The organism is Flavisolibacter ginsenosidimutans (assembly GCF_007970805.1).
Taxonomy (GTDB): domain Bacteria; phylum Bacteroidota; class Bacteroidia; order Chitinophagales; family Chitinophagaceae; genus Flavisolibacter; species Flavisolibacter ginsenosidimutans.
This window is the reverse complement of the sequence record NZ_CP042433.1, coordinates 3,673,928-3,700,332: the sequence shown is the minus strand read 5'-3', so window position 1 is coordinate 3,700,332 and position 26,405 is coordinate 3,673,928. Positions and strand designations below refer to the sequence as shown.

The following is a 26,405-nucleotide window of genomic DNA, read 5'->3' as shown; positions in this document are numbered from 1 at the left end:
TTAATCTTCCAGTAGAATTTGGTGCGCTTCGTTTTTCCGAAGACTTAGTGAGTACCCGGAAATGCGAATAGAGATTGGGTCGCCGAGAGGAGCAATCTGTTCAACTATAACAATTTCACCCGGGATACAGCCCATCTCCATTAGCTTCAATTCTAATTCTGAACTCTCAAACCCTTTTACTTTTCCTCTCTGCCCAGCTTTTAACTGTGATAAACGCATAATCGTTGTCAAAGCTAATTTAAACGTTGGCAAGGCTTCCCGAATTTTGACAAATGAAGAAGCAGACTTCTCCGAAGATTCATTTCCATTATTTAAGCACAGGCTTTCATTTTTCCGACAGAAACAGGCTTAAAGAGTTCCTCCTAAAACAGTTGAAAAAGAAGAAGAGAACTGTTGAAACCATCAATTATATTTTTTGCAACGATGCTTACCTACATAAAATCAATAGAAAATACCTCAACCATGATACATACACCGATATCATCACGTTCGAGCTTTCCCCTAAGAACGAGCCGCTAGTGGCAGACATTTTTATTAGCATTGACCAGATAAAGGATAACGCTTACCGCTTCCGCTCTTCTTTTAAAGAGGAGCTACACCGTGTAATTTTTCACGGAGCATTGCACTTGGCGGGCTTTAAGGATAAAACAAAAGAAGACTCTCGGCTGATGCGCCTTGCAGAAGACTTGTGGATTGAGCAATATTTTGTTCCACGTGAAATAAAGTCCTAGAAAGATTAACACGTTCCCCGTGGAACGTTAAAATATCTTTACAAGCTATGTTTCAGAATTACGATGTTATTGTTGTTGGGGCCGGTCACGCGGGCTGCGAAGCTGCCGCAGCAGCAGCAAACATGGGTTCAAAAGTTCTTTTGATTACCATGAACATGCAAACCATTGCACAAATGAGCTGCAATCCGGCAATGGGAGGAATTGCAAAAGGGCAAATTGTACGTGAAATAGATGCACTTGGCGGTTATTCAGGGATCGTTTCAGATGCCTCGATGATCCAGTTTCGAATGCTGAATCGTTCTAAAGGTCCAGCTATGTGGAGTCCACGGTCGCAAAACGACCGCATGTTGTTTGCATTGAAATGGCGTGAAATGCTTGAACAAACTCCCAACGTGGAATTTTATCAAGATATGGTAAAGGGTCTTTTGATTGAAAACGGACAAGCCGCTGGCGTGTTAACGGGCTTGGGACATAAGATTAAGGCAAAGGCCGTAGTTCTAACAAATGGAACATTCTTAAACGGCGTTATTCATATCGGTGAGAAAAGACTGGGGGGTGGAAGGGTGGCCGAAAGATCAGCCGAAGGATTAACCGAACAACTTGTGATTTTAGGTTTTGAAAGCGATCGCCTGAAAACGGGCACGCCCCCAAGAGTTGACGGTCGTTCACTCGATTATTCCAAAATGGAAGAGCAAAAAGGCGATGAAGCAATCTCCGGATTTTCATATCTAGACACGCCGAAGCCCTCAATGCAAAGAAGCTGTTGGATCACTTATACATCTCCCGAAGTACACGATGTTTTAAAAACAGGTTTTGATAGAAGCCCGATGTTTACCGGGCGTATTGAAGGAGTGGGGCCGAGATATTGCCCCAGTATTGAGGATAAAATAAACCGCTTTGCCGAAAGAGACCGGCATCAGCTTTTTGTAGAACCCGAAGGTTGGAATACGGTGGAGGTTTACGTCAACGGCTTTTCAACTTCATTACCGGAGGAAGTACAGTACGAAGCTCTAAAGAAGGTCCGGGGGTTTGAAAATGTGAAGTTCTTCAGGCCAGGCTACGCTATTGAATATGATTATTTCCCGCCAACCCAATTGAATTACAGTCTTGAGACAAAGCAAATTGAAAACCTTTTTTTTGCCGGACAGATAAACGGTACGACCGGCTATGAAGAAGCTGCCTGCCAAGGATTAATGGCTGGTATAAACGCCCACTTGAAATGGAGAGGAGAGAAGCCTTTTATACTAAAACGCAGCGATGCCTACATTGGTGTTTTGGTTGATGATTTGATCAGCAAAGGCACACAGGAGCCCTACCGGATGTTTACGTCAAGAGCAGAGTTCCGGACCTTATTACGGCAAGACAATGCCGATCTCCGGCTGACTGAACAGAGCTACCGCATAGGGCTTGCCTCGCAGGAGCGAATGGACAAAGTATTGCAGAAAAGAAAAGACGTAGAAGACATTAAAAAGAACTTAAAGGAAACTGCTCTTGAGCCATCCGAAATCAATGCCTTTTTTCAAGGCATTGGCGGGGCTACCATTTCCGAAAAGCAACGGCTGGAAAAAATTATCCTTCGTCCAAACCTCAACCTGGAAGATTTAAGCAGAAACGTTCCAAAAGTGAAAGAGGCGTTGAATGGCTTTTCGAAAGAAGCAATAGAACAGGCTGAGATTCAAACCAAGTATCAAGTTTACATTGATAAGGAAAAAGAACTGGTTGACCGGATGCGGCAACTGGAAGATCTTGAAATTCCAGAAATATTTGATTATCAACGAATTATATCACTTGGAGCGGAGGCCAGAGAGAAACTTACCCGGGTAAAGCCCAGAACTTTGGGTCAAGCCAGTCGTATTTCGGGCATTAACCCTGCCGATGTGCAAATACTGATGGTTTACATGGGAAGATAAATTCGGTCCAGATGATTTTCCGAAAAGCAGTTTTATGAAAGCTGCTTTTTTTGTTCCTGCTGTAGGCGGTGCCAATTCATAACGGCTCTTATTTCTCCAAATGAAAATTCATCGCTTAACCGTTGCTTAATAGAAGTTGCCGTCATTCCTGCATTGTCAATTACGGCAAGAATGACTTTGCTCTTTGATGGCGGAACCAATTCATCCAATTCAAGGTCGCCGCTGTAAATAAAAGTGGCTAAATGTCCTTCGATGGTATTCACAGTCAGGTTACGAAGGCTGGCAATTTCCTGCAAGGTTTTTCCTTCGCGATACAATTGTAGGGTATCTCTGTGGCTGGCACCTTTTTGCAGCTTCTCTTTCTTGAAGCTTTTTGGTGCATCGGGTTGTGGTTTTACAACCGGCGCTTCGTATTGCACAAAAACCAAGTCGCCGAAGGCAATGCTGTTTAACCTATCCAATTGCTGCAAAATAATGCCTTCAATAACCCGCAACTCTTTCGTGTATTTCACAACCTTGCTGGCAAAGCGCAGCGAAGCAAGATGTTGTTGCAAGGGAACAATGATGTCGTCAACCAATTGTTTGGCGAAATAAAGCACGGCCTTATTCACCCGTTGCTGCAAGAGGTCTTTGTCGCCGCTTTGCAAAACGCTGCGCAATTGGTTCTGAAACTTCGAGGCCACTTCCCGTTGCTCAATGGCTTTTTTAATCAGGTCCTGACAAAGTCTCAATGTTTCGTCGGTGTCGGGTAATTTTTTGCCGGGAATAATTTGCAGCCAGTCGTGCAGCGCCAAAATAACCTTGTCCCAATTAAATGTTTTGACCAACACTTCCGCTTGAAACTTTTCTTTTTCCTCTTTCAACAATTGCTCTAAATATTCGTCATCGGCTTCTCGTTCGGCAAAGGCCAGTACACGCTTGTCTGTGGCAATTACGTGCGGAAAAATTTTGGAGTGCAACACCAATCCTTCCAGCGAGGTGCAGCGGCTGAGGGCTACGTAAACCTGGCCTGCGGCGAAAGAAGAACCGGCATCAATCACAGCTTTGTTGAACGTAAGTCCCTGGCTTTTGTGGATGGTGATGGCCCAGGCCAATCGAATGGGATATTGCTTAAAGCTGCCCAATTCCTCTTCGTCAATATCGCCTTTTTCCTTGTCGTAATTATAACGGATGTTTTTCCAGGTTTCCTTTTCCAGCTTCAAGTCTTCGCCGTCGTCAAAGGAAACCGTTATTTCATCGTTGCTGATTTTTTTTACGATGGCCAGCTTGCCGTTAAAGTAACGGCGCTCTGTGCCCGAATCGTTTTTGACAAACATCACCTGCGCACCTTCTTTCAATTGAAGATTCATTTCGGTTGGCAAAGCCTTATCGGAAAACTCTCCGGTGACTTCGGCCGTAAACATGTGCAAGTTGCCGGGCAGCTTTTTTAACTCAGCTTCGTTAATCACGTCGGCCTTGCGGTTGTGCGTGGAAAGCGTAATGTATTTTTCTTCGGCTGGCGGATTAAAAGAAGGATTGTAACGATTGTTCAATTCAGCCAGGTCATTTGCGTTGGCAATGTTGTTGCGGATGCGGTTAAGTATGTCAATAAAGTGCTGTTCGTTTTGCCGGTAAATTTTCTTTAGTTCGATATACAATGGCGGCGATTCTTTCACCACTTTGGCATCAAAGAAAAAAGGACTTTCGTAATGCTCGCTAAGAATGGCCCACTCTTGCTGTTGCACTACCGGCGGAAGCTGAAATAAATCGCCAATGTACACCACTTGCACACCACCAAAGGGCACGTTATATTTTTTACGAAAGTGTCGCAGAATAACGTCCATCGCGTCCAGCATGTCGGCACGTACCATGCTTACTTCGTCAATAATGAGCAGTTCCAATTCTTGCAGCAACTCCCGCTTGCTGGAGGTGAAAAAAATATTTTTAAACAAGCTGTGTTTATCAGTTGCCTGCCCGTTGCCGTTGTAAAGATTTGTTGACGCGGGCACGAAGGGGCCAAACGGCAATTGAAAGAAAGAGTGCATGGTAACGCCGCTTGCGTTGATGGCCGCCACGCCGGTTGGTGCAACAATTACGGTGTTCTTCTTCGTGGTATCCTTAATGTATTTCAAAAACGTGGTCTTGCCCGTGCCGGCTTTACCCGTAAGAAACAGATGCCGCGACGTGTGATTTACCAAATCGGCGGCCAGAGAGAAAACCGTGTTTGTGCTGTCGTGCTGCATAGAAAGATGAAGTCGCAAAAGATAAAACTTTTTCCTTGCGAAAAGGAAAATAAAGAGGCTGTAAGTTAACCGAAAGCGACGGAAGAGAGGCTTTAGAAATTGGTAAAAAAAAGGAAGAGTACGGATTAAGATTTTGATCAGAGTTATTTGCTGAACTAAGCCTCTGCAGCGGCTTTGGCGGCATTAGTACCAAGCAAAAGAAGTTCGGAAACTTGCACTTCGGTCACGTATTTTTTCAGGCCTTCTTTGTCAATGTAGCTGCGGTTTATCAACTTGCCTTCCACGGCAATTTCGGAACCTTTCACCACGTATTTTTCAATCAGTTCGGCCACCTTTCCATAGGCTACCAAATTGTGCCATTGCGTGTCGGTAATTTTTACGCCTTGTGCGTTGCGGTATGTTTCATTGGTGGCAATGCTAAGGCGTGTCCATTTTTTTCCGCCTTCGAAATTGCGAACCTCGGGGTTATTGCCGATATGGCCAATCAATTGAACCTTGTTTTTGAGTGCGTACATAAAATCAAATTTTTCGGTGAATGAATTTTTTATCTCAATCAATCTGCGGCGCCGGCCGATTGACAGCACAAAGGTGAATGGACGAAAAAACGGCAGCCGGTTTTTAGTCGTTTGCTTTCGGATAGAAACGTTTGTAAGCGTTTGTACACGGATAAAAGATTGGTTACCTTAAAGAAAATTTCTGCTGTGAAAAGAAACTTTCTGCTTTTGGTGCTTCTCATTAATTCGTTTGCCTTTGCGCAAACGATTACTTCTGCTGAAATGGATACGTCACTTCCGCCAATGGTAGCCATGCGCAAGACAACTATTGGAAAACCTTTTGGTGCTTTCTCAGCAACGGGTGATTCGGTAATCACCACAGAAGCGTTCAAGGGCAAAACAGTATTTGTCAACTTTTGGTTTGAATCTTGTGCGCCTTGCATTACTGAACTCGACGGACTAAATACCCTGTATAAACAAACAAAGAACAACGCAAACTTTTTGTTTGTTTCCTTTACGTTTGAGCCGATTGAAAAATTAAAAACCTTACGCGAAAAATACGGGTTGTTTTATCCTGTGTATCACATTGAAGCAAAAGGCTGTCAGCGTTTGAATCGTGGCTTAGGTTTCCCAACCAATGTGTTGGTTGATTCGGCCGGGAAGATCAATCACCTCGTATTTGGCGGAGCGAAAGACAAAAAATCAGCGGAAGAGTTTTTACACAACGAGTTCTATCAAAAAATCATTGCATTATCCGAACAACATTAATCGCCGATGGATGCAACCACCAAAAGAGAATGTCTTGCCTGCGGAAAAATTTTACACGGCCGTGCCGATAAAAAATACTGCAACGATTATTGCCGCAACGCCTACAACAACGGTTTGAAATCCGCATCAAGCAACTTCGTTCGCAACGTCAACAACGTGCTTTTAAAAAACCGGCGCATTCTGGAAACTATTTTAGGCGATGAAGAAATGCAGAAGATCGCCAAAGACAAATTATTGCATCAGGGATTTCAGTTCAAATACCTCACGCATACTTATACCAACAAGAAAGGAAATGTTTACACCTTCTGTTACGAGTACGGCTATCTGCCGTTGGAGCATGATTGGTTTTTGATTGTAAAAAGGGACGGGAAACAATAAAACAAATTCTTTTGCAGCTCAGGCTCTTTTTTCTTTTTGCTCAGCCAGTTTGCGTTGAATGAAATCCGTCAGGCGGTAACGCTGTAACACTTCTGTTGATAAAAAAGCCGCGCCGCTAATTGTTCCCAGGCAATTGTGATGACCGCAACGGCAATCGAAAGCCTGTGCCATTTCCCACTCGGCAGAAGGATAAAAGAACGTCAGCTCCTCGCCTTCAGCAATATTTTTCAACGCAACAAACTGCATCAACGTCGTATCAAAAAAAGCAGAAGGAGAACAGGAATGATTGACGTATTGCAAAAACGATGGCGATAAAACGATGTGCACGTTATCGTCTTTTTGCAGCGTTAAAGAGGTTGGCGACGAACGTTCTTCCGCAGCCGCAAACGAAGAAATAATTTCGTCTTTTTGAAAGGCTTTGCTTGCGTGAAGCGAACGCTGGCCTGTGCGTAAACTTTCTTCAACACTCACGGCTTCGTAGCGGTTGATGATTTTTCTTTTATCGTTCATGGTTGCAAATTGCTTGTTGTTTATTGCTCTTCCTCGTCGTTTTCAATTTTTTCAACGCCCAGCTCTACCCGCTGCAAAATGTCGCGCAACGATGCTACACGCTGAACGGTATAAGGAATGGTATCGAGCCCCGAAACAAATTTTAAAATATAATTGTAGATGCCAATGAGATCACCGGCCATCACGGTATTGGTTGATGCGTTCACCGTTAACAACAAGGACGAAACAATCACAACCAAAACCAACAATTCCATCAAGCCAAAATTGAACGCTTCGCCATCGGAGATTTTAATTTGCCAGAACCGCAGCCGTTCAAAATGCGTTTCAATGATTTCCTTGTCGCGTGTGTCAATCACATCCACCTGGCGTTCCAGTTCATCATTCTTTTGGCGGTTCAATCGCCTCATGCGTTTGCCGTATGGATAAGAAATAAGGAGTACCGGAACGAGCATCAGGAGACAAAGCGCCACCAGTTTTTTTTCGTAAACAAAAAGCAAGAGCAACGAACCAATAAGATTGTAACCCGCTTCAACAACATAGTTTAAATCAAACTGCAAAAAGTCAACAAACTCGCGGGCAAGATTGGCATGAGCACTCAGTTTAGAGATGGCCGCTGTTTTAACCTTCGTAATCATTCGGGTAACAAGCGAATTGTAAATGGACGTGTACGTGCGGGTATCGTAGCGGTGACGAATCGTGCCAACAATGAGCCAGAGCAATTGCGAACCACCCAACCAAAACAAACCGCGGTAGCGATGCCGAATCAAATCATTTACGGCTTCGCCAAGAAAATAAGGACGCAGCAAAGGCCCGAGCATTTCAACGGCAAACAATGCATTCGTAAGCAAGAGTTGAGACTTGTGCTTTAGAACGATTGCTTTTAAAACCCCAATGCGTGACATGATATTTCAACTGCGAAGGTTCATTGTGCTGCTTGCTGTTCTTTCAGTTCGAAAGACACATTGCGAAACCAAGATTAAAGCTGCGTAATTTTTTTGAGTCTTGCTTCTCTTTCCGTTACCGAATTGCTCTCCTTTCCCCGGATTATTTTTCGGCAATTCACCGCACCGCAACGGCATTCGAACGAGGCTGCGGTTTCATCTAAAAATGCGGCGTAATCAAGCGTTAATTCTTCGCCTTTGGCTACATCTTTTATTGCTATTACATCCAAGCCATCATAAGCCGTATTGGGGTTGCAGGAATGATTTTGCGGCGCCCAGTTTTCAGGCTCTTTGTCCCATATCGCAAACACTTCATCACTGATGGGATAAGCATAATGACGAAACGCTTTTTGCTCATCGTTTGACCAATCCTTTTCAACGTGCCGCTTTGTAACCAAACGGTGCTCGCCTTCTTCGCCGCAGAAAATCACTTCATCTTTTTTGATGTTTGTTGCAGCATAAATGCCAAATCCTGAAATCGCATTCCCCTTCATCGCGTATTTCTTTCTGCTTCGTTCGTGCCTTGCCATGCCTTCGGCAATGATGTGCCGAAGAAAGCCTTCCTGCCCGATGCCGTCTCCTTTGATGATGTAATCTGCAGAGCCTTCGAAACCATCGGTATAAAAAACCGAACAAGTGAAATTGATTTCCAAAAAATAAATCTCGCCATTTGTGTTCATCCGAAAGTCGAGCCTTGCATAACCCACGCAGCCAAACGAAATGAAAATACGTTCCGCGGCTTCTTTCAACATGGATGCAATCGTTTCATCCTTCACCAAAAAATTGCATTCGGGATGAAGCTCGGATGTTTTTAAGGCGTAGGTTTTAAATTTCCTGTTGGACGGAAAAACGTATTCAAGCGGCGTAAACACCATGCAGGTTTTTGGCGATGCGGCATTGGCGGCAACAAGTACCGTAAACTCTCTTCCGTCAACGAATTCTTCTATCAATGTTTCGTTGTAATCATTCCAAAGGCTTTCTGTTTTTTGCAGCAATTCTTTTTCGTTTTGCACGAAAGATTTTTCATCTATGCCCAGGCTATCGCCGGCATGTGCAGGCTTTACAAAAAGCGGGTAAGACAAGTGTGTGCAAGCGGAAATTACATCGTCACCTTTGCACGCAACCGCATAAGCCGGCGATTTTACGCCTTCGGCATAAGCCACGTATTTCATTACTTCTTTCGGCGGATCATAAAGCTGGGTGGTAGGACCGGTGAACGGAAGCTTCAGTAACTGTAAGGAATAAACCACGTCTATCGAAGGAATCTCCCACTGCAAATAACCTTCGCACAAATTGACAAAGCAGGCATAACCTTGGGTGGAAAGTTCTTTGAGTTGCTTGTAGGTTGTGAGCTTGTTTAGAAAGACATGATCCACTTGTGCTTCGGGCAAAAGGCCGGACAAGTTGCGCGGCGGATCGTAGTATTGATAGTCAACAGAAGTGGTGGAATAATCAGGTTGCAACACACAAATTTTCATAACGTCAACAGGAAAGCGATGAGGAAATTTTTGTTGGTTGTTTTTGTTTTTTCTTTTGCAAGGCGTCGGCCATGATGCGTTGCAGCGCAAAGGCGTAAGGCTCTTTCGCGCAGCGAAGAATGGCGCCGATGGACGTATGGTTTTCGTCCTCGCTTAAGCCGCATTGTGCGTTTACTTCCAGCACAAACAAGTTGCCCGTGGCTTCATCGCGACGAAAATCAATGCGGGCATAACCCGTTCCGCCAACGGCTTTGTATGCCTCCTTGCTCAAGGCAATAATTTCTTCGCCCAATGTTTTGTCAACGGGAAAGTAATTGTAAAAATCTTCGTAATCGCCGATGGGTTTCTCGTCTTCGTAAAATTCCCACAGCCTGTCAAACGATAGAAATTTTTCCAGTTCGGGCAAGCTTTGATGAAACACTCTTTCCACCGGCGGATAAACAAACAAATCATTGTGGGAACCGATGATGAAAGAAGTGAATTCTCTTCCTTTGATAAACGATTCGGCCACAAAGCCACCGCTTGACAGTTGCCAGCCGTGATGGCCTTTGTACAATTCTTTCACCAGCGTTTTTAATTCGGTTTCGGTATGCACCACGTTGCGAACGCCAAGTCCCATGCTGCCCGCAGATACTGCGGGTTTTACAATCAAGGGCTTCGGCAAGTGATGAAATTCGCCGTTCAATTTGAACGAAGGTTTTGTAATGGAAAACCAGGGCGCATGAGAAACGCCTGCTTTGTCGAAGGCTTCTTTCATCACAATCTTCGAGGTGGTGATTTGATAAAAGAAGTGGTTAGCACCGGTGTAACGCAAGCTTTTTTCTTCAAGGTAATCAATCACCGAAACACCCGGGACGCCGTTCACTTCATCGCCGTCGCACAAATTAAAAATGAGCAGGTCTTTTGCTTTGTGCATTGCGGTTGCAGCGTCAATAAGGGCTTTGTAATTCTGCATCGTTACGGTCTGCCATTGCCATTTAAGGTTCAGCAGCGCAAAGGCGCGGGTGAACTCTTCAATGCTTTGCGAGAAGTCGTAATAGTAATCAATTGTCTCATCGGCGGTTTGCACTTGCGGCGCCAGCACCAGCACAAAAGGCAAGGTCTTCTTAAAGGGAATTAAACCGGACATGGGTTAGTATTTCTTGCTTTTAAAGCTAAACATTAATCAGGTAAAACGTTTCCGTTTGCTTGCAAGAAAAAATTTCGGCTACGCTTTTTGGGCCTTCGTCGTTCGGCGCTTTTAAACTCTTGCACCGAAATGCTTTCTTTGTTCAAAACAATATTAGCATGCCGTCAAAACCCAATTCTATGAGAACAATCTTTTTCGTTACACTAACGGTTCTTTGCAGTCTCTCTTCTTTTGCACAAGAAGACAGTACAACAAAAAAAACCGTCTTAAAATTTGAGCTATCTTATATAAACAACAGCGTTTACCTCGGGCGCAAAGATTCGAGTGAGCTTTCTTACTTCACACCGGGAATTTTTTATACGGCGCCTTCGGGATTTTTTGCTTCGGCCAACCTTTCTTTCTTAACACAGGAGAGCCGCGTGGACGCGGCCACACTGGAGGCGGGCTACGATTATGCGGCGGGTAATTTTGACGCGAGCCTTTCTGCCGCCAAATTTTTCTACAACAACCAAAGCGTGAACGTAAAATCAACAGTAAGCGCAGGCCTGAATGCTTACCTCACTTACGAAACACTTTACCTGACGCCGGTGCTGAACGGCAGCATCAGCTTTGGCAACAACCAGCCCGATTATTTTGCGGGCTTTGGTTTGGAGCACAGCTTTTATGCAGGCAATACTTTAACCGTTACACCATCGGTTACGGCAAATGGCGGCACGCAGCATTTTTACGACGGTTATTACAAGCTGCGCAAAGGCGGTAAAAAGAAATTGGTCAGCGCCTCTGTTACGCAAGAAACACTCAACGCTTCGGCCTTTAAAATTTTGGATTACGAATTGGCTGCCGACCTGACGTGCAAGGTGAAAAACTTTTCATTTTTTGCTACGCCGGTTTACGCCATCGCCACCAACCCAAACGTAATTGTGACGACCGTGTACCGGCCCAATGGCGCAGTGCTCACCTCGCAGTCGAAAGTGGAAAATTTAAGCAACAGTTTTTATTGCACGGTTGGAGTGAGTTACAGGTTACCGCTGAACTAGACCGGTAAAATTTAGCGATAAAAACACCGTTTTACCATAGCGATAGCAGGCTCGAAACGTACCTTCGCGTTCTTCGACAAGCTCAGAATGACAACGGGCAAAAAGCGAAGTTTTTTTATGCAAGATTACCTGAAGGGATTGAACGAGCGGCAGCGCGAAGCGGTGATAACAACCGAAGGGCCGCTGATGATTATTGCCGGCGCCGGCAGCGGGAAAACCAAAGTATTGACCACCCGCATTGCGCACTTAATGAACAAAGGCGTAGATGCGTTCAACATACTCGCACTCACGTTTACCAACAAGGCTGCGGCCGAAATGAAAGAACGCGTTGAGCATATTCTCGCTAACCGCGAGGCGAGAAATTTATACATCGGTACGTTTCACTCGGTGTTTGCAAGAATACTGCGTGCAGAAGCACACCGCCTTGGTTATCCAAACGCCTTTACCATCTACGATACCGACGATGCAAAGAGCGTAGTGAAAGCCGTAACCAATGAACTGAATCTCGACGTACAGCACTACAAACCCAACGCGGTTTACAACCGTATTTCGGGAGCAAAGAATGCATTGGTTGGCGCCAAAGAATACATGGCCGATTATTATTTGCAGCAGGAAGACATGCGGGCCAATCGCCCGATGATTGGGCACATTTATGATGCGTATCAAAAGCGGTGTTTCAAGAACGGCGCGATGGATTTTGACGACTTGCTTTTTAAAATGTACGAGCTGCTCAAAACCTTTCCGGAGGTGCTGCACAAGTACCAGCACAAGTTCAAGTACATTTTGATTGACGAGTACCAGGATACCAACCCGGCGCAGTACGAGATTATTAAACTGTTGGGCGCAGTCAGTGAAAACGTTTGCGTGGTGGGCGACGATGCGCAAAGCATTTATTCGTTCCGCGGTGCAACGATTCAAAACATTCTGCAGTTTCAGAAAGATTACGACGAAGTAAAAGTGATTAAGCTGGAACAGAATTACCGCAGCACGCAAACCATTTTGAACATTGCCAACGAAGTCATTAAAAACAACAAAGGACAAATTCCGAAAACGCTTTTTACCGAAAACAGCGCCGGCGAAAAAATAAAACTGGTGCGCACGATGACCGATAACGACGAAGGAAAATTCGTTGCGGACCAGATCCAGGAAATGCGGTTAAGAAATCATTTCAAGAACAAAGAATTTGCGATTCTTTACCGTACCAACGCACAAAGCCGTTCGTTTGAAGAAAGCCTTCGCCGCGCCAACATTCCCTACACCATCTACGGCGGCATTTCGTTTTATCAACGAAAAGAAATCAAAGATTACATCGCTTACCTGCGCATCATCGTCAATCCAAAAGACGAAGAAGCCCTAAAGCGCATCATTAATTATCCCGTTCGCGGCATCGGCAAAACTTCGGTTGACAGAGCCATTCTTGCCGCCAACGAACGCAACATTTCCATGTGGGAAGTGTTAACCGATGCGGCCGCGTCGGGTTTTCGTGCCGGCACCTTGCAGGCTATTGAAGAATTTGTGCTGATGATCAAAAGTTTTCACAGCATGCTGGGTTCAAAGAACGCATACGACGTTGCTTTTCATGTAGGCAAGCAAACAGCTTTTGTAAAAGAACTCTTTAACGATAAAAGCACCGAAGGCGTACAGCGTTACGAGAACGTGCAGGAATTGCTGAACTCAATAAAAGAATTTACTGAAACACCCGCAAGCGAAGAAAGCGGCGAAGTGGGCGACAAAAGCCTGGGCGCTTACCTGCAACAAATTACGCTGCTTACCGACTCGGATCAAAAAGATCCCGACGCCGATACGGTGAAATTGATGACCATTCACGCCGCAAAAGGATTGGAGTTTCCGGTAGTGTTTGTCGGTGGGTTGGAAGAAGGTCTTTTCCCAAACGCGATGAGCATAAACACAAGAGATGAACTGGAAGAAGAACGGCGTCTTTTTTACGTAGCCATCACAAGAGCGAAAGGAAGATTGTATCTCACGTACGCAAACACACGCTACAAATTCGGACAACTGCAACAAGCGGATGCAAGTCGTTTCATTGAAGAAATTCCGGCAGAGTATCTTGATAAATCTTTTGCAGGCGGCGGTGTAAAAAACCAAGGCTCGTCTAAACTAATGGGCAGTGCCTTTGAACGCATGAACCGTGGTTTTGGCGGCACAGAGAAGAGCGAAAAAAGTTTTGTGTCAACGTTGATTGGGGGCAACGGAAAACCGAAGGAAACAGCTCACACGCCTTCGGCCAATTTTGTTCCGAGCGACGTTTCAAAGCTGGAAGAAGGCATGAGAGTGGAGCACCAGAAATTTGGTTTCGGCAACGTAGTGAAACTCGAAGGCTCTTCGCACAATCCTGTTGCCACCATCAAGTTTGATGCGAACGGTGAAAAGAAAATCATGTTGAATTATGCGAAGCTGATGATTGTACCAACCACGAATGAATGAACCGAATGACACGAATTGTTTAAAGGCAAACCACCGGGAGTGGTTTGCCTTTTTGTTGCGACGATTCTCTGTTTAAAGAGAAAACAATGATGTCGGGAACGGTTTTACATTTACGCAATGTCAACTGCCGTCAAACGCAAGCTCAAACCCATTCAACTTGCGGCCGTCATCTTTCTTACCGTTTCCGGCGGGCCTTACGGGTTAGAACCTTTGCTGCAGCAAACCGGTTCGAATGCTGCGTTTCTTTTGCTTTTGGTAACGCCGTTGTTGTGGGACATCCCAACCATTTTTGCCATTCTCGAATTAAACAGTTTGATGCCGGTAACCGGCGGTTATTATCAATGGGTGAAACGTGCGTTGGGTTTGCGTTGGGCTTTTTACGAAGGCTGGTGGACCTGGCTTTACACCTTTGCCGACCTTGCCATTTACCCGGTGCTGTTTGTGCAATATCTCTCCTTCTTTTTTCCGCAAGCCGAAGCATATAAAATCCCGGTTTGTCTTTTCATCATCTGGATTTCTGCAGGCATCAATGTGTTGGGCATTGTGCCCGTGGGAAAGGTTTCACTCGTATTGAGTGCGCTTGTGCTGATCCCCTTTCTTCTTCTTTTTGGTTGGTCGCTGATGCAACACAACGGCCATTTGATTATTCCAACACCATCGTTTAAAAGCACTTCTTTCTCCAACGTTGGCCTGGGGCTTTACACGGTGATGTGGAATTTCATTGGCTGGGACAACGTAACAACGTATGCCGAAGAAGTGGACAAGCCCGTTCGCTCTTACCTCGTTTCTGTTTTCGTTGCTTTTGTTGCGGTGCTGAGCATTTATTTGATTGCAACGCTCATTTCGGTGAATGCTAATATGAATCCCACGATCTTGTCGGAACAAGGGTTTCCAGCGCTGGGTTGGTTAGTTGGCGGTGATGTTTTGGGCGGCATCATTGCAATGGGTGGAATGGCGAGTGCCTTGGGTTTGTATTCAGCCGTGTTGTTATCGGTTTCACGCATTCCGGAAGTAATGGCGGAAGACGGCTTGCTCCCCAAAAAGTTAGGTGCGCTTCATCCGAAATACAAAAGCCCTTATGCATCCATCATTTGTTGTTCGGTGGTTGTAAGCGTAATGGTGTTTTGGAGTTTCGGCGAACTGCTCATCATTGACATTACGCTTTACGGTGCGGCCTTGTTGTTGGAATATGTTGCGCTGATTCGCTTGCGAAAGCTTGCTTCGCAGGAACATCGTCCTTTTAAAATTCCATTGAACAGGGCAGGATTGGTTTGCCTTGCCCTGCTGCCTTTTTCGGTTTATATCGTTGCGTTAACCGGAGCGTTTCTGAATTCCGAAAAAGCATTAGCGCCGGCTTTGTTTGCACTGGCTGCGTTAACAAGTGCTGAAGTGGTTTGGCTTTTTGTGCAACGGCGAAAGCGAAAACGATTTTCGTTTTGATTAGAGGAGCCGCCTGACCAGGTTGATGATAAGCGTAAGCAGCACGCTGAACAAAATCATGGTGGTAAGCGGGAAGTAAAAACGAAAATTTTCTTTCTCGATTCGTATGTCGCCGGGCAAGCGTCCAAGCCAATGCAATTTGTTACCGAAGAAATAAACGATAGCGCCAACTACAACGATGAAGGCGCCAAAGACAATGATGTATTTACCGGTTTGCTGATTCATCTTGCGGAACGATGAATTGCAAAGCTCCTTCTTTCACGCTGATTTTCACTTCTACTTCGCGTTCCATTTTCAGCATTTCATCGTCAGCATGAAGGCGTGTGCCGTCCCAGCGAATGGTGATGTTTTTTGCTTTCAGCGTATGAAACTGATACGTGTCCGTGTCGCCGCCCGAAAGTTTATGCAAAAGAAAATCGGAAAATTTTTCTTTGTGCGCTTCGGGAACCAGCACTACGTCTAATTCGCCATCGCCCGCATCGGCCATTGGCGCCAGCACCATATTGGGTCCAATGGATCGAATGTTCATCACTTCCACCATAAAAAACTTTCCCGAATGATCGGTGCCGTCCACTTCTAATTGACACTGGCGAGGTTCGTAATCCATCAAAATTTTGTGCAGCTTTTTTTGTGCGGCTTTCAATTCTTCTTCCGGCGAAGGAAATTCTTCTTCTAATTTTTCCATTTCTTTCATCAGGTAAGGAAAAATGCCAAAGCCGAAACCTTCGAGAAAAAAGTCAATGCCGGGCACGTTTTGCACCAGGCCAATGTCCACTTTTTTAACCTGTGCGTTCTTCCAATTCTGAATTACATCTTCGGTATTGCCATAAGCGCCAAATGCTTTGGCAATGTTGTTGGCCGTGCCCAGTCCCAACACGGCAATGGGTATGCGGGTAAGTTTTTGTTTAAAGAGTTGTTTCACCACTTTACGCACGGTTCCGTCGCCGCCGGCAATGGCTATTAATTCTGCGTCCTTATCAATCGTTTTCTTCCAGCCTACTTCCTTTGTAGAGCTATATCTACATTCAAAACTGGCTGCCTTTATCTGGGCCAGCAAGCTTTCCCTGTTGTGTTCTTCGTCGCCGGCGGTTGGGTTGTGTATCAGTTGTACGTTGTGCATAAACAATGCTTGTTGCTTAGCTCAACAAAAGCATACCAGAAAAGTTGTGCAATTGGCACAAAAATGTTGCAGCCTTCTGTATGAACATACTCATTGCAAACGACGACGGCATTTACAGTCCGGGCCTGGCTGCACTGGCGCAGATTGCAAAAGATTTCGGCAGTGTAACCGTGATGGCGCCGGATGTAGAGCGTTCTGCTGCTTCGCACGCCATCACAGCACACTTGCCCATTTCGTACAAGAAAGCAACGATAGCGGTTGACGGTGTGCAGGCCTTTAAGGTAAACGGTACGCCAGCCGACTGCGCCGCACTGGGAACGCACATTTGTAAAACAGATGTGGTGCTCTCGGGCATCAACATGGGACCAAATCTTGGCAACGCCATGTGGCATTCGGGTACTTTGGCTGCTGCTAAACAAGCGGTTTTGCTGGGCGTGAAAGGCATTGCGTTGAGTACGCCGGTAGGCAAAGCAGAGCCGGATTTTGAAGCGCTGACGCCTTTTGTAAAACAAACGCTAGAACTGTTGCTAAAAGAAGACCGGCTGGCTTTGTACAACGTAAACTTTCCACCGCAGCCAAAGGGCATTATGTGGACGCGTCAGTCAGTGCGGCTGTACGATAATAAAATTGAACCGGCCGTGGACCCAATGGGGCGAAAGCATTATTGGTTTACGGTCATTCCGCTTGGTCCTGCCGAAGAAGGTACAGATCGTTGGGCTGTGGAGAACGGCTATGTTTCCATAACGCCCTTGCGTTTGGATTTAACCGACGAAGCGGAATTGCAAAAGCGGATTTCTTCTTCAACCCAAACACAAAAAGAAGGCGTAAAAAAAATTTAGCATGAAGCGTATGAAAACAATTTGTTTATCACTGTTTGCCACAGTCTTTGTCCTGCAAGGATTTTCGCAAACGACCCAACACTGGACGGTGGAGTTGAACAGCAAGACCTTGCTTACGGCCAATACCGAGGACACAACGGCCAACACAATCGCGGTAAAGGATTTAAAAAAAGGAAGCCTGATTGTTACGTATGTTCCGGGGGCGGTGGAAGGCCAGCGCAAGCGCCGCATCATGGTGTTTAATACCGGCGACAGAGAGCTTTATTCGGAGCAAACGTTGAGCCTTGTAATACCGGTGAAGACCTTGAAGAAGTGGAAGCCAACGTCGCCGCAAATAAAAATTTATACGGTACCGGTTTTGGACGAAGGCGGCGCTGTCGTTCGGTTGCGAAGGGTACATTTGTGCACCATTCGATTTGACTGATGCAGCGAAAACTTCTTTTCATCGTTAACCCTATTTCCGGCACACGCAACAAAAAAAACCTGCGGGAAATTATCGAGCAGGAAACCAGAAAGATTGGTTTTCCCTTTTCTATTTATCCTTCTGTTTCCAACGGTGATTATTCTTTTCTCTATCCTGTTATCAAAGACGAAAGGTTTACGGATGTAATTATTGCCGGCGGCGACGGAACGATCAATCAGGCCGTAAACAGCCTGCGTAAACAGAACGTGCAATTTGGCATTATTCCATGCGGTTCGGGCAACGGACTTGCGTTTAGTGCAGGCATACCAAAAGACCCGGTAAAGGCTTTGCAGATCGCCTTCAACGGCAAGAGCAAACTAACCGACGGCTTTACCATCAACAAACGCTTTGCGTGCATGTTGGTGGGCCTTGGGTTTGATGCGCAGGTGGCGCACGATTTTGCCGACGCTCCCAAACGCGGCCTTACCACGTATGTGAAGAAAACGCTGCAAAACTTTTTTACTTCAACCGCTTATTCTTTTGTAATAAACACAGCGGAGAAAGAAATAAAAACGGAAGCGTTTTTTATCTCCGTTGCCAACAGCAACCAGTTTGGCAACAACTTTACCATTGCGCCGAAAGCATCCTTAACGGATGGCTTGCTGGATGTGGTGATTATGACAAAGCAAAACAAGTTGAGCGTGTTGTTTCAAACACTAAAACAAATCAGCGGCTTCAACAAAGTACAGCGAGTGGACATTGTGGACGAACGCAGCAGCCTTATTTATTTTCAAACGGAAAGCCTGCACATTACCAACCTTGACGAAGCGCCTATGCACATTGACGGCGACCCGGTGGAGACGGTGAAGGAGCTGGAATTTAAAGTAAAGCACGATTGCTTTCGGTTGTTGCAATAATTACGCACTGATTCGTAAAAGTCCTATCAACTCTGCGGACTTCCGGTACTTGCCCTAATAGCAGAAAGTCGGCGTGCTTCTTTCTTTTAATTTATAAAGCGCTTAAACACAGCGGTCGAAAAGATTGCTTAGGCCGAAGCACCGTAATTCTTGCAAGTATTATCAGAATTATACGAAACATGTGTTTGTGGAAAATACGGAATTGGCGAAAAATATTTTCGTAAAAACACTTGCAATTCTGAAAAAGCACGATTACGTTTGCATCGTATTCGCGCAAGTACATTTCCCTGCACCATCCGAAAAGCAAGTAAACAATACCGTACCCAAAGCATCACCCCTTCTTGTTGATTCTTCTCCTACGGTTATTGCCAACACAAACGTTTTCTGTATCCAATACTTCTATAGGCCGACAATATTTTTAATCTGTTTAAACCCTGGAAATGAAACAAATTTTTACCCTTTTTGCTGTTCTTATATTCTCGTTTTTTAGCGTAAACGCACAAATCAATCAAACCTTTGAATCTGTATCGGCGCTTTCTCAACTTACCGGCAACTGCTGGCAGTTTTCCGGCGTTGCTTTCTCTACATCAAGCCAGGTAAACGGCGCAAACAATCTTGAAGTATTGCCGGTTACAAACGGTACCAACGGCGTGGTTTCTACTCCGTATGTAAGCCTGCCGAACGCCGCAAGCATATCGTTTAATTATAAACTCAACACCAAGCTCGCTACCAACGCTACACGCAGCATTGCCGTTAAACTGCAAGCTTACAACGGAACGACCACCGCACTGACAAGTGTTGCGCTGGACAAACAAACGCCAACCACAACGCAGTCTCTTTCTACTGCTTCCACCACTGCCAGCGGCGTGTATAAAATCGTTATTGAAATATCCGGCAGCAGCGACGGCAACACCTCTGTTTATCTGGATGACATTTCCATTGCCGGTGCCTACAATTACTCAGCACCATACAACTGTAACGGAACCGCAAGCGGTCCGCTGCCTGTATACCTGAAAAACTTCCAGTCAAGTTTACAAGGCGAGCAAGTGCAACTGCAGTGGCAAGTAGCAGAAAACGAAACGGGTGATTATTTTGAACTGGAAAAAAGTGCTGATGGACGCACTTTTAAAACGGCTGCTTTTGTAATGGCTACAGAGAAGAAGGGCGACGAAGGCTATTCGTACACCGAAAGCCTGTTGGCTGCAACTTATTATCGTTTGAAGATTGTCAACAAGAACAAGAGCGTGTCGTACTCAAACGTAATTTTTGTGAAAAAGCAAACGGCCGAAGGCAATGCTCTTAACCTGTTGCAAAACCCCGTAAAACAAAACCTTCAGTTCACCTTTAATGCCGATCGTGCGGGTCTTGCCGATGTTGCGGTTTATAACGTGAACGGCGTAAAGGTTTGCCAGACAAAGTTCAACGTGCAAAAAGGCCTCAATAACCTTTCTACAGATTTACAGAATGTAAACATGAAAGGAACTTACCTGCTGGAAGTAAGAACAAGTGAAACGCGTAGCGTGGTGAAGTTCCTGAAAGACTAACCAACACTGTTTATTGAGACAGATCAGAAAGCTCCTATAGGGAGCTTTCTTCCTTTTGTGCCGCGCAGTATTCCGAAGCTTTATCACTTCGGTTGTTTCTTTTCCTTTCCTGCAAACAACTCCAGCACCCGTTTAAAACTTTCCTGGTTGTGGTCCGACTGAAGCGAACCTTTAATGTCCGCCTTTTCCAGCTTGGTTAAGTGAAAGCTGAGTGCTGCTTTGTGTTCTTCTTGTCGTGGAATGTATTGAAAGGTGATGTTGTGGACGGGATAGCGCTGGTTGTTCAAAAAATACGTAGCCATGTCTTTTTGGAAATACTCCATCATCTTGTACCAGTTGTGTTGCAACAGAAAGAAAGGCTTGGTGGCGTTCTGCACCAGGTCATCAAACTCGTAGGGGTTGTCCCAGCCGCCGTCCATGCGATCGCGTATTTGAACCAGCACCACACCGCGGGTGTTTTGTTCAATCCAGCCTTGCATGTGCGTTAAAAAACGCAAAGATGTTTCCACACCGTAATTGTCGCGCAGGCCGCCGTCCATAACGTCAATCACCGGGTCCGACGGCATCCACACGTTCGGCAACACTACGGGAAAGGTTGCGTTCATCCGAAGCACGGTTAGCATCCGCAAATTGTACGGGTCTTGCTTAGAAAAGAAGGATGTAAAGTCAATAGCGTCGGCCGTTGCTTTTTCGGTTGAATCAACCGATGGATGCGTCATAAAGCGCACCGGCTGCGTGCCAATCAGCATCTTCTTTCCGTCGCGGGTAATCAGCGTGTGATACAGCATCAGCGGAATGTTCGCCTGCGTTTCATCGGTCACGTAATCGCCCAGCTTTTTGTCCAAAACCCTTTCTGTGTTTTTGTTCAGCGCTTCTTCAAAGGCAAGGCCTCGATCGCGTAAGTAAGAATAAGGCCCAACCGAAAACTTTCGCTCCGGTGCAAACACATCGCGAGTGACAAACGAAGTAAACGTGGGGTTTAGCAGGTCAGAAGCAATGTTGTCCACGTAGCGTTCATCCTGCAAACGAATGGATGGATTGTTTAAACGCTGCCGGTAAAGTTCACGGAAGTAGGATGCGCCGATCATGCCGCCGGATGCACCCGTAAACAAAAAAGTTTTCTTCATCATCCTGCCGCCCGTAATGCTGTCCAATCGTTGCAACACATCCATCGTAAACGTGGCGCTGCGTGTGCCGCCGCCGCTCGTTGTTACAATCACTAGCAAAGGCTTTTCTTCGCCTTGCTTTGCTTTCCACCGACCCAAAACCGTTTCCATGTTTCGCTTGTCGTTTTCGGCGGCGGCCGAAGCGGCAATGCTGTCCAAAACGGGTTGCGTATAGGAAGGATAGTCGTTCTTGTTGTTGTAGTTTAAGCCGTAGGCTTTGTTGCGCGGGTCAATCCATTCGATCCGGTACAGATAATTCAGCATAAAGATGAACAGGATGAGAACCGGCACGCTCCAGCTTTGAAAGAAATAAACAATGGCGCCGGTAACGCCAATAAGCACGGCAAACAAAAGCGTGATGGAAGCGCCGGCAGGCAACTGGAAAAAAGGCTGATCAATGAAGTAGCCAATCAGCAACAAAAACAAATAGATGATGAAAACCGAAATGACCGCGGCAAAGTGGTGGCGCTTGAAAATTTTTTCCATCAGTTCCGGTGAGTAGTGCGACACGTCGCGGCAACGGCGCACTTTAAAAAACGAATCGAGGAACCACTCGGAATAAATGAGCGAACGGCCGCTGGCCTTTTCGGGCTGCAAGGTGGAGATGTAATTTTTTGCGCTGCTAAAAAGCGGTTGAAGAATTTTGAAAATGGTTCTGTCGGCACTAAAAAAATAAAGAAAGGAAACGATGAAGACGAGCAAGAGGCCAATGAGAAAGCCGCCCGTTAAAAAAACGATTTCAACGTTGGCGATAAGTTCTTTGTAGTGCGCATACTGATAAGCCTTCAGCAAATAAAAAACAAGAAAGCTCAACGGGATGATGCTATTGTTGACGCAGTATTTCAAAAAAGGATATTGCGTAGCGGCCAGAAAACTAAAGTGGCGGCTGAAAAGAATGAAGGTCGTCACGTTCCAGCACATGATAAAAATGCCGATAGCAACACCTACAATTGCTGCGCCCAATGCGTTCACGTTGCCCATGTATTCGGGCGCCAAATAAAGCGCTTCGGCGCCAAAAGATTTCATGAAAACGCCGCCCACCACGCTAAACAAAATGAGCCAGAAAACAAGCAGCACCTGGTACTTTCTGAAATGCAGAAAAAGCAATTGCACGGGCAGCGAGTAAAACGTGCCGCGCAGGTATTCAATAATAGTCGCCGATTGTTTCAAGGGTTGTAATGTACTGCGAAAATTTTTTTGCAACGATCGGGGGAGAAAGGAAAAGTACTCCATGGTTAGCGGAATTGAATGACGTGAGACGACAGGCGTAAGACGTCAAACCGCAGGCCGCTTTAATCCGAAAAATTTTACGGTTTCACGTCTGCCGTCTCACGTTTCACCTAAAGTTAGACAGTAGAATAACTCAGGCCGCTGCACTTTTATTTTGTTTGTGCAGAAAGAAAACCGCCGTTAAGGAAAGCAGGAGCAGCATGGCTACAACCTGGTGCAATTGAGCATTCCATTCAAACAGGCCCCATTGCTGCGGCTGTTTTTTTATGCTGGTCAGTACGGCCGCAATGCCCAAACCAACCTGCGTTAGCACCAACAAAAGCGGAATCCATTTAAGGCGGTTAAACAGAGCGCTTCGTTTTTCTTTGGCGGCCTTCACCGTCCAAACGGCAATTAGAATTGTGAGTAAGTACGCAATGTTGCGGTGAATGAAATGAACCGTAACGGGATTGTTGACAAGCGCTGAAAAAAAAGTTCCTTCTTTGCCTTGATACACGGCAATATAAGGCGGCAGATAATAACCATTGATGGAAGGCCAGGTTGGTGCGGCCAGAGCGGCTTTCAGTCCGGCCATGAAGGCACCGTAAATTAATTGCACCACCAGCAAACCAAGAATCCAACCCAATAAGTTTTTGGAAGAAGGCGCAGCTATCTTTTGTTTGTTCTGCACAAGTAATCGAAGTGCAAACCAGAAAGTATAAACCAGCAATCCCAGGGCCGTAATGAAATGAATGGCCAGGCGAATGTGGCTCACGTAAAGGTTTTCGTCGTTTAGGCCACTCATCACCATTACCCAGCCAATAAGGCCTTGCAAGCCGCCCAATAAAAAAAGAATCAACATGGGCGTTATCATGTCTTTTGTAAAACGTTTTTGAACGAGGAAAATAACAAAGGGAATAATAAAAACAACACCAATGAAACGTCCCCACAAGCGATGAAGCCATTCCCAAAAAAAGATGGATTTAAAATCGTCAAGAGTAAAATAAGCGTGCAGGTGTTTGAATTGCGCAATGTGCTTATACCCTTCAAAAGCCTTGTTCCATTCCGCTTCGTTTGTTGGTGGAACGGCGCCCAGCAAGGGTTGCCATTCTGTAATCGAAAGACCCGAATCGGTTAAGCGGGTAATGCCGCCGAGAATAATTTGAACGATGATCATGAACACACCCACCAGCAGCCAAATGGCAACGGGCCGGCTTCGTTTGCTGACAATTTCTTCCAACATGGCGGCGCAAAACTAACCGCGGATAGGGAGCATTGAAGCATTTTGTTGACCGTTGGTCGTTGTTTGTATCGCCGCTAATTTTTCTTCGGCCAACGAACAACAATCAACAGTTTAATGCACGGCCTTAATGTATCCCCATCCGTCTTTTTCGCGTTGAATGATTTCATAAATGCCGTCGGGAACAACGCTCACACCGGGCAAGAGTTGCGACGCTTCAATGTTGTGATGCTTCATGGCTACCGCGCAAACTTTTACACTGACGTTTTTGTTTTGCAGCAATTGAAGCAGCGGTGCGGCAACGGTAGATTTTTCCTTTTGCACCATGTCAAGCGACTGGCCGTAAAGCACTACTTCCAGTTTTGCGTCGGGCCGTGCGCTGCTGATGCCGCTAAGCCAGCGTATCACGGCTTGGTGATCGAGGGTGTCCTTGCTGGTAAGGTCAAACACAACGTTATACGGAACGTTTTGCGCTCGTGCAAAAGGCGCCAAAAGCAAAAGCAGCAAGAAGAAAAGAAAGGGCTTCATACCGGTGAGTTTAGGCTATAAAGTTTACGAAATATTTTTCGGAAATACCGGCACATCACATTAGAGATAAAATTGTTGTCTGCGGTTTGTTTTCGTAACTTTTGAAGCAGATTTCTTCACCAAAAAAATTTTTTTATGGAAAAGAACGACACCGGCCTCGCAACCAATCGCCGGGCTTTTTTGGGCACCCTCGCTACCGGCGCCGCTGCTATGAGTTTGGGCGGGATGGCCGCACCGCTTCAGGCCGTGGCAAAAAACACGGACCGTTTTCTACCGGAAGACGATCCTGACGCCTGGTTCAAAAACATCAAAGGCAAGCACCGCATTGTGTTTGATGCCACGGAGCCGAACGGCGTTTTTCCTTTTGCCTGGCCACGCGTTTTTTTAATCACAAACTCTATGACCGGCACACCCGATAAAGACAACAGCGTTGTCGTTATTCTTCGCCACGAAGCCATGCCCTTTGCGTTAAACAGCGAGTTGTGGGCGAAATATAAATTTGGCGACATGTTTAAGGTAAACGATGAAAAGACAAAAGCATCGGCCATGCGCAATGCGTTTTACAAACCTGCTGCCGGCGATTTTCAGGTGCCGGGCATTGGCAATGTAGCTATCGGCATAAACGAGTTGCAAGACAGCGGCGTGATGTTCTGCGTGTGCAACATGGCCATGACAGTTTACAGCGCCGTGGTTGCCGACATGACCAAACAGAGCCAAGAGAATGTTTACAAAGAATTTAAAGCTGCCGTGTTGCCCAAAATACAAATTGTTCCCTCTGGCGTATGGGCTGTAGGCCGTGCACAAGAACACGGGTGCGCCTATTGTAAAGCATAGGAAGCATGAACGATGAATAATCGGTAAGAGTGATGGCTGAATAACATAAACATTTTATACAAAGCACGGCACTCTTACCGATTATTCATTTTTTATTTCTTTTTCTTCATTACATCGAACGGTCCATACTTGTGTTGCCGTTCTGAGAAGGAATCGGCGTAGGGGCCGAAAGGATAATCAAAAGGTTTTTTAGAAAGGTCTTTCCAATCGCCAGCGAAGTTTTTTATTGGCCGCGGTTGCGAGGCAACAAACGCCGCTACGTCCCAAGCGTCTTCGTTGTTCAATTCCGGCTCTTTCCAATTAGCACCAAAGGGCATGTTGTTTTTAATAAAGCCTGCCAAAAGAGAAAGACGATTGATGCCTGCAGCGGTATTGAAACTTCCATCGCCCCATAAAGGCGGATAAACATAAGAAACCGAATCGGGTGATAACAAGCCTTGCCCCTTTTCACCGTGGCAACGCTGGCAATGCAAAAGAAAAACTCCTCCTCCCTTTTGCGGATCGGCCGCCCGCTTTAAAAGCGGCAACGGTTCGATGCCTGCACCTTTTGGACGGGCACCCTTTGGTACCCCGCCTCCTACCCACTTAATGTAAGCAATCATGGCCTTCATCTCGTGGCTTAAACTGTCCAGTGTCTGGCCGTTCATGCTGCGTTGCAGGCAATCGTTTACCCGAGACTCGATGGATTCCTTCCGCCCACTTCTCTCCCTGTATTTTGGATAAGTTGACGCGACAGCAGAAAACGGGTTGGCGAAATTTTCGGTGCCTGCGTAGGTGTGGCAGTTTTGACAATTCATTCTGTTGGCTAAATGCGCTACGACTCCTTTCGGCCCAAGGTAAATTGACGTATGCGCAACCAGTTCTTTTCCGTAGCGTATCAATTCACCCTCCTCTCCCGGCGGAATTTCAAATTCGGATGGTGCAATCCATTCTTCGTCCTCGCGGTATTGTTGGTGCAACACCATTGCCTTTTGTGAAGCGCCTGGCAGGGCATCTTCAAGAATAAAACCGCAAGCAGCTATTCCAAGAAAAAAAGGAAAACAGGATGACCGAAGCGAACGCATGGTATAATTCTCTCACGTCAAGTTACGAAGAATTGAATGGCCGTCTTTCGCAGGCGAA

Annotated in this window: 25 protein-coding genes; 12 read left to right on the top strand and 13 right to left on the bottom strand. The window is 45.9% G+C overall.

Annotated elements, in window-relative coordinates:
* On the bottom strand, positions 1–219 hold the full coding sequence (locus FSB75_RS15665; RefSeq protein ID WP_146792006.1) for a FeoA family protein: 219 nt from the start codon (positions 217–219) through the stop codon (positions 1–3).
* Between the two features lie 53 nt (positions 220–272).
* Here FSB75_RS15665 and ybeY point away from each other — a divergent pair, with 53 nt between their 5' ends.
* Together ybeY and mnmG are read left to right on the top strand one after the other, a co-directional pair.
* On the top strand, positions 273–731 hold the full coding sequence (ybeY, locus tag FSB75_RS15660) for an rRNA maturation RNase YbeY (protein WP_146789413.1): 459 nt from the start codon (positions 273–275) through the stop codon (positions 729–731).
* Positions 732–778: 47 nt separating this feature from the next.
* A complete protein-coding gene (gene mnmG / locus FSB75_RS15655) occupies positions 779–2,641 on the top strand; it encodes a tRNA uridine-5-carboxymethylaminomethyl(34) synthesis enzyme MnmG (RefSeq protein ID WP_146789411.1) in 1,863 nt (620 codons plus the stop codon).
* A 32-nt stretch (positions 2,642–2,673) separates the two neighbouring features.
* Here the strand turns inward: mnmG and FSB75_RS22315 are convergent, their stop codons facing one another.
* Together FSB75_RS22315 and FSB75_RS15645 are read right to left on the bottom strand one after the other, a co-directional pair.
* Positions 2,674–4,881, bottom strand: coding sequence for a helix-turn-helix domain-containing protein (locus FSB75_RS22315; protein WP_317130401.1), 2,208 nt, complete (start codon positions 4,879–4,881; stop codon positions 2,674–2,676).
* Positions 4,882–5,018: 137 nt separating this feature from the next.
* Positions 5,019–5,378 (bottom strand): single-stranded DNA-binding protein, encoded by a 360-nt coding sequence (locus tag FSB75_RS15645; RefSeq protein WP_146789409.1) that lies wholly within the window; start codon positions 5,376–5,378, stop codon positions 5,019–5,021.
* Positions 5,379–5,564: 186 nt separating this feature from the next.
* Between FSB75_RS15645 and FSB75_RS15640 the strand changes: the two genes are divergently transcribed.
* Positions 5,565–6,125, top strand: coding sequence for a TlpA family protein disulfide reductase (locus FSB75_RS15640; RefSeq protein WP_146789407.1), 561 nt, complete (start codon positions 5,565–5,567; stop codon positions 6,123–6,125).
* A 6-nt stretch (positions 6,126–6,131) separates the two neighbouring features.
* A complete protein-coding gene (locus tag FSB75_RS15635; protein ID WP_146789405.1) occupies positions 6,132–6,503 on the top strand; it encodes a hypothetical protein in 372 nt (123 codons plus the stop codon).
* Between the two features lie 18 nt (positions 6,504–6,521).
* Here FSB75_RS15635 and FSB75_RS15630 read toward each other — a convergent pair whose 3' ends face one another.
* The 4 genes from FSB75_RS15630 to FSB75_RS15615 form a co-directional block, all read right to left on the bottom strand.
* Positions 6,522–7,013 carry an SET domain-containing protein-lysine N-methyltransferase gene (locus FSB75_RS15630; protein ID WP_146789404.1) on the bottom strand — a complete coding sequence of 164 codons (492 nt, stop codon included), beginning with the start codon at positions 7,011–7,013 and terminating at the stop codon, positions 6,522–6,524.
* Between the two features lie 20 nt (positions 7,014–7,033).
* Positions 7,034–7,915: an ABC transporter six-transmembrane domain-containing protein gene (locus FSB75_RS15625; protein WP_146789402.1), complete on the bottom strand. Its 882-nt coding sequence runs from the start codon at positions 7,913–7,915 to the stop codon at positions 7,034–7,036.
* Between the two features lie 74 nt (positions 7,916–7,989).
* The gene (locus tag FSB75_RS15620) at positions 7,990–9,417 is read right to left on the bottom strand and encodes an SET domain-containing protein-lysine N-methyltransferase (protein WP_172623170.1); all 1,428 of its coding nucleotides are present in this window, start codon (positions 9,415–9,417) and stop codon (positions 7,990–7,992) included.
* 19 nt (positions 9,418–9,436) lie between these two features.
* A complete protein-coding gene (locus tag FSB75_RS15615) occupies positions 9,437–10,561 on the bottom strand; it encodes a D-alanine--D-alanine ligase family protein (protein WP_146789397.1) in 1,125 nt (374 codons plus the stop codon).
* Between the two features lie 179 nt (positions 10,562–10,740).
* Between FSB75_RS15615 and FSB75_RS15610 the strand changes: the two genes are divergently transcribed.
* The 3 genes from FSB75_RS15610 (at position 10,741) to FSB75_RS15600 (ending at position 15,483) form a co-directional block, all read left to right on the top strand.
* A complete protein-coding gene (locus FSB75_RS15610; RefSeq protein WP_146789395.1) occupies positions 10,741–11,598 on the top strand; it encodes a hypothetical protein in 858 nt (285 codons plus the stop codon).
* A 117-nt stretch (positions 11,599–11,715) separates the two neighbouring features.
* Complete coding sequence (locus tag FSB75_RS15605) at positions 11,716–14,043, top strand: ATP-dependent helicase (RefSeq protein ID WP_146789393.1); 2,328 nt, start codon at positions 11,716–11,718, stop codon at positions 14,041–14,043.
* A gap of 117 nt (positions 14,044–14,160) precedes the next feature.
* On the top strand, positions 14,161–15,483 hold the full coding sequence (locus tag FSB75_RS15600; protein WP_146789391.1) for an APC family permease: 1,323 nt from the start codon (positions 14,161–14,163) through the stop codon (positions 15,481–15,483).
* Here the strand turns inward: FSB75_RS15600 and FSB75_RS15595 are convergent, their stop codons facing one another.
* A complete protein-coding gene (locus FSB75_RS15595) occupies positions 15,484–15,708 on the bottom strand; it encodes a DUF2905 domain-containing protein (RefSeq protein WP_146789389.1) in 225 nt (74 codons plus the stop codon).
* The gene (locus FSB75_RS15590) at positions 15,689–16,603 is read right to left on the bottom strand and encodes a diacylglycerol/lipid kinase family protein (RefSeq protein ID WP_146789387.1); all 915 of its coding nucleotides are present in this window, start codon (positions 16,601–16,603) and stop codon (positions 15,689–15,691) included. The genes FSB75_RS15595 and FSB75_RS15590 overlap by 20 nt, the downstream gene beginning before the upstream one ends.
* An 80-nt stretch (positions 16,604–16,683) precedes the next feature.
* Between FSB75_RS15590 and surE the strand changes: the two genes are divergently transcribed.
* The 4 genes from surE to FSB75_RS15570 all read left to right on the top strand — a co-directional run bounded on the left by surE (position 16,684) and on the right by FSB75_RS15570 (position 20,306).
* Positions 16,684–17,442 (top strand): 5'/3'-nucleotidase SurE, encoded by a 759-nt coding sequence (gene surE / locus FSB75_RS15585; protein ID WP_146789385.1) that lies wholly within the window; start codon positions 16,684–16,686, stop codon positions 17,440–17,442.
* A gap of 10 nt (positions 17,443–17,452) precedes the next feature.
* Positions 17,453–17,866, top strand: coding sequence for a hypothetical protein (locus FSB75_RS15580; RefSeq protein WP_146789383.1), 414 nt, complete (start codon positions 17,453–17,455; stop codon positions 17,864–17,866).
* Positions 17,866–18,762 (top strand): diacylglycerol/lipid kinase family protein, encoded by an 897-nt coding sequence (locus tag FSB75_RS15575; RefSeq protein ID WP_146789381.1) that lies wholly within the window; start codon positions 17,866–17,868, stop codon positions 18,760–18,762. Before FSB75_RS15580 ends, FSB75_RS15575 begins: the two co-directional genes overlap by 1 nt.
* 440 nt (positions 18,763–19,202) lie before the next feature.
* Positions 19,203–20,306 carry a T9SS type A sorting domain-containing protein gene (locus tag FSB75_RS15570; RefSeq protein ID WP_146789379.1) on the top strand — a complete coding sequence of 368 codons (1,104 nt, stop codon included), beginning with the start codon at positions 19,203–19,205 and terminating at the stop codon, positions 20,304–20,306.
* A gap of 83 nt (positions 20,307–20,389) precedes the next feature.
* On the opposite strand, the gene FSB75_RS15565 is transcribed toward FSB75_RS15570, so the two are convergent.
* From FSB75_RS15565 to FSB75_RS15555, 3 genes are all read right to left on the bottom strand, one after another.
* Entirely contained in the window at positions 20,390–22,705 is a 2,316-nt protein-coding gene (locus FSB75_RS15565; protein ID WP_146789377.1) for a patatin-like phospholipase family protein, read from the bottom strand.
* A 130-nt stretch (positions 22,706–22,835) separates the two neighbouring features.
* Complete coding sequence (locus tag FSB75_RS15560; protein ID WP_172623169.1) at positions 22,836–23,924, bottom strand: COX15/CtaA family protein; 1,089 nt, start codon at positions 23,922–23,924, stop codon at positions 22,836–22,838.
* A 111-nt stretch (positions 23,925–24,035) separates the two neighbouring features.
* On the bottom strand, positions 24,036–24,449 hold the full coding sequence (locus FSB75_RS15555; RefSeq protein WP_146789375.1) for a DsrE family protein: 414 nt from the start codon (positions 24,447–24,449) through the stop codon (positions 24,036–24,038).
* A 135-nt stretch (positions 24,450–24,584) separates the two neighbouring features.
* On the opposite strand from FSB75_RS15555, the gene FSB75_RS15550 reads away from it, so the two are divergent.
* Positions 24,585–25,283, top strand: coding sequence for a twin-arginine translocation signal domain-containing protein (locus tag FSB75_RS15550; RefSeq protein ID WP_146789373.1), 699 nt, complete (start codon positions 24,585–24,587; stop codon positions 25,281–25,283).
* A gap of 92 nt (positions 25,284–25,375) precedes the next feature.
* On the opposite strand, the gene FSB75_RS15545 is transcribed toward FSB75_RS15550, so the two are convergent.
* A complete protein-coding gene (locus FSB75_RS15545; RefSeq protein ID WP_146789371.1) occupies positions 25,376–26,347 on the bottom strand; it encodes a c-type cytochrome in 972 nt (323 codons plus the stop codon).
* Positions 26,348–26,405: the final 58 nt, after the last annotated feature.

Bases quoted from the DNA above. Each gene is read 5' to 3' on its own strand.
- FSB75_RS15665 (WP_146792006.1), bottom strand. From the start codon at position 219: ATGCGTTTATCACAGTTAAAAGCTGGGCAGAGAGGAAAAGTAAAAGGG.
- ybeY (WP_146789413.1), top strand. From the start codon at position 273: ATGAAGAAGCAGACTTCTCCGAAGATTCATTTCCATTATTTAAGCACA.
- mnmG (WP_146789411.1), top strand. From the start codon at position 779: ATGTTTCAGAATTACGATGTTATTGTTGTTGGGGCCGGTCACGCGGGC.
- FSB75_RS15645 (WP_146789409.1), bottom strand. From the start codon at position 5,378: ATGTACGCACTCAAAAACAAGGTTCAATTGATTGGCCATATCGGCAAT.
- FSB75_RS15635 (WP_146789405.1), top strand. From the start codon at position 6,132: ATGGATGCAACCACCAAAAGAGAATGTCTTGCCTGCGGAAAAATTTTA.
- FSB75_RS15630 (WP_146789404.1), bottom strand. From the start codon at position 7,013: ATGAACGATAAAAGAAAAATCATCAACCGCTACGAAGCCGTGAGTGTT.
- FSB75_RS15625 (WP_146789402.1), bottom strand. From the start codon at position 7,915: ATGTCACGCATTGGGGTTTTAAAAGCAATCGTTCTAAAGCACAAGTCT.
- FSB75_RS15615 (WP_146789397.1), bottom strand. From the start codon at position 10,561: ATGTCCGGTTTAATTCCCTTTAAGAAGACCTTGCCTTTTGTGCTGGTG.
- FSB75_RS15610 (WP_146789395.1), top strand. From the start codon at position 10,741: ATGAGAACAATCTTTTTCGTTACACTAACGGTTCTTTGCAGTCTCTCT.
- FSB75_RS15605 (WP_146789393.1), top strand. From the start codon at position 11,716: ATGCAAGATTACCTGAAGGGATTGAACGAGCGGCAGCGCGAAGCGGTG.
- FSB75_RS15600 (WP_146789391.1), top strand. From the start codon at position 14,161: ATGTCAACTGCCGTCAAACGCAAGCTCAAACCCATTCAACTTGCGGCC.
- FSB75_RS15595 (WP_146789389.1), bottom strand. From the start codon at position 15,708: ATGAATCAGCAAACCGGTAAATACATCATTGTCTTTGGCGCCTTCATC.
- FSB75_RS15590 (WP_146789387.1), bottom strand. From the start codon at position 16,603: ATGCACAACGTACAACTGATACACAACCCAACCGCCGGCGACGAAGAA.
- surE (WP_146789385.1), top strand. From the start codon at position 16,684: ATGAACATACTCATTGCAAACGACGACGGCATTTACAGTCCGGGCCTG.
- FSB75_RS15580 (WP_146789383.1), top strand. From the start codon at position 17,453: ATGAAAACAATTTGTTTATCACTGTTTGCCACAGTCTTTGTCCTGCAA.
- FSB75_RS15575 (WP_146789381.1), top strand. From the start codon at position 17,866: ATGCAGCGAAAACTTCTTTTCATCGTTAACCCTATTTCCGGCACACGC.
- FSB75_RS15570 (WP_146789379.1), top strand. From the start codon at position 19,203: ATGAAACAAATTTTTACCCTTTTTGCTGTTCTTATATTCTCGTTTTTT.
- FSB75_RS15565 (WP_146789377.1), bottom strand. From the start codon at position 22,705: ATGGAGTACTTTTCCTTTCTCCCCCGATCGTTGCAAAAAAATTTTCGC.
- FSB75_RS15560 (WP_172623169.1), bottom strand. From the start codon at position 23,924: ATGTTGGAAGAAATTGTCAGCAAACGAAGCCGGCCCGTTGCCATTTGG.
- FSB75_RS15555 (WP_146789375.1), bottom strand. From the start codon at position 24,449: ATGAAGCCCTTTCTTTTCTTCTTGCTGCTTTTGCTTTTGGCGCCTTTT.
- FSB75_RS15550 (WP_146789373.1), top strand. From the start codon at position 24,585: ATGGAAAAGAACGACACCGGCCTCGCAACCAATCGCCGGGCTTTTTTG.
- FSB75_RS15545 (WP_146789371.1), bottom strand. From the start codon at position 26,347: ATGCGTTCGCTTCGGTCATCCTGTTTTCCTTTTTTTCTTGGAATAGCT.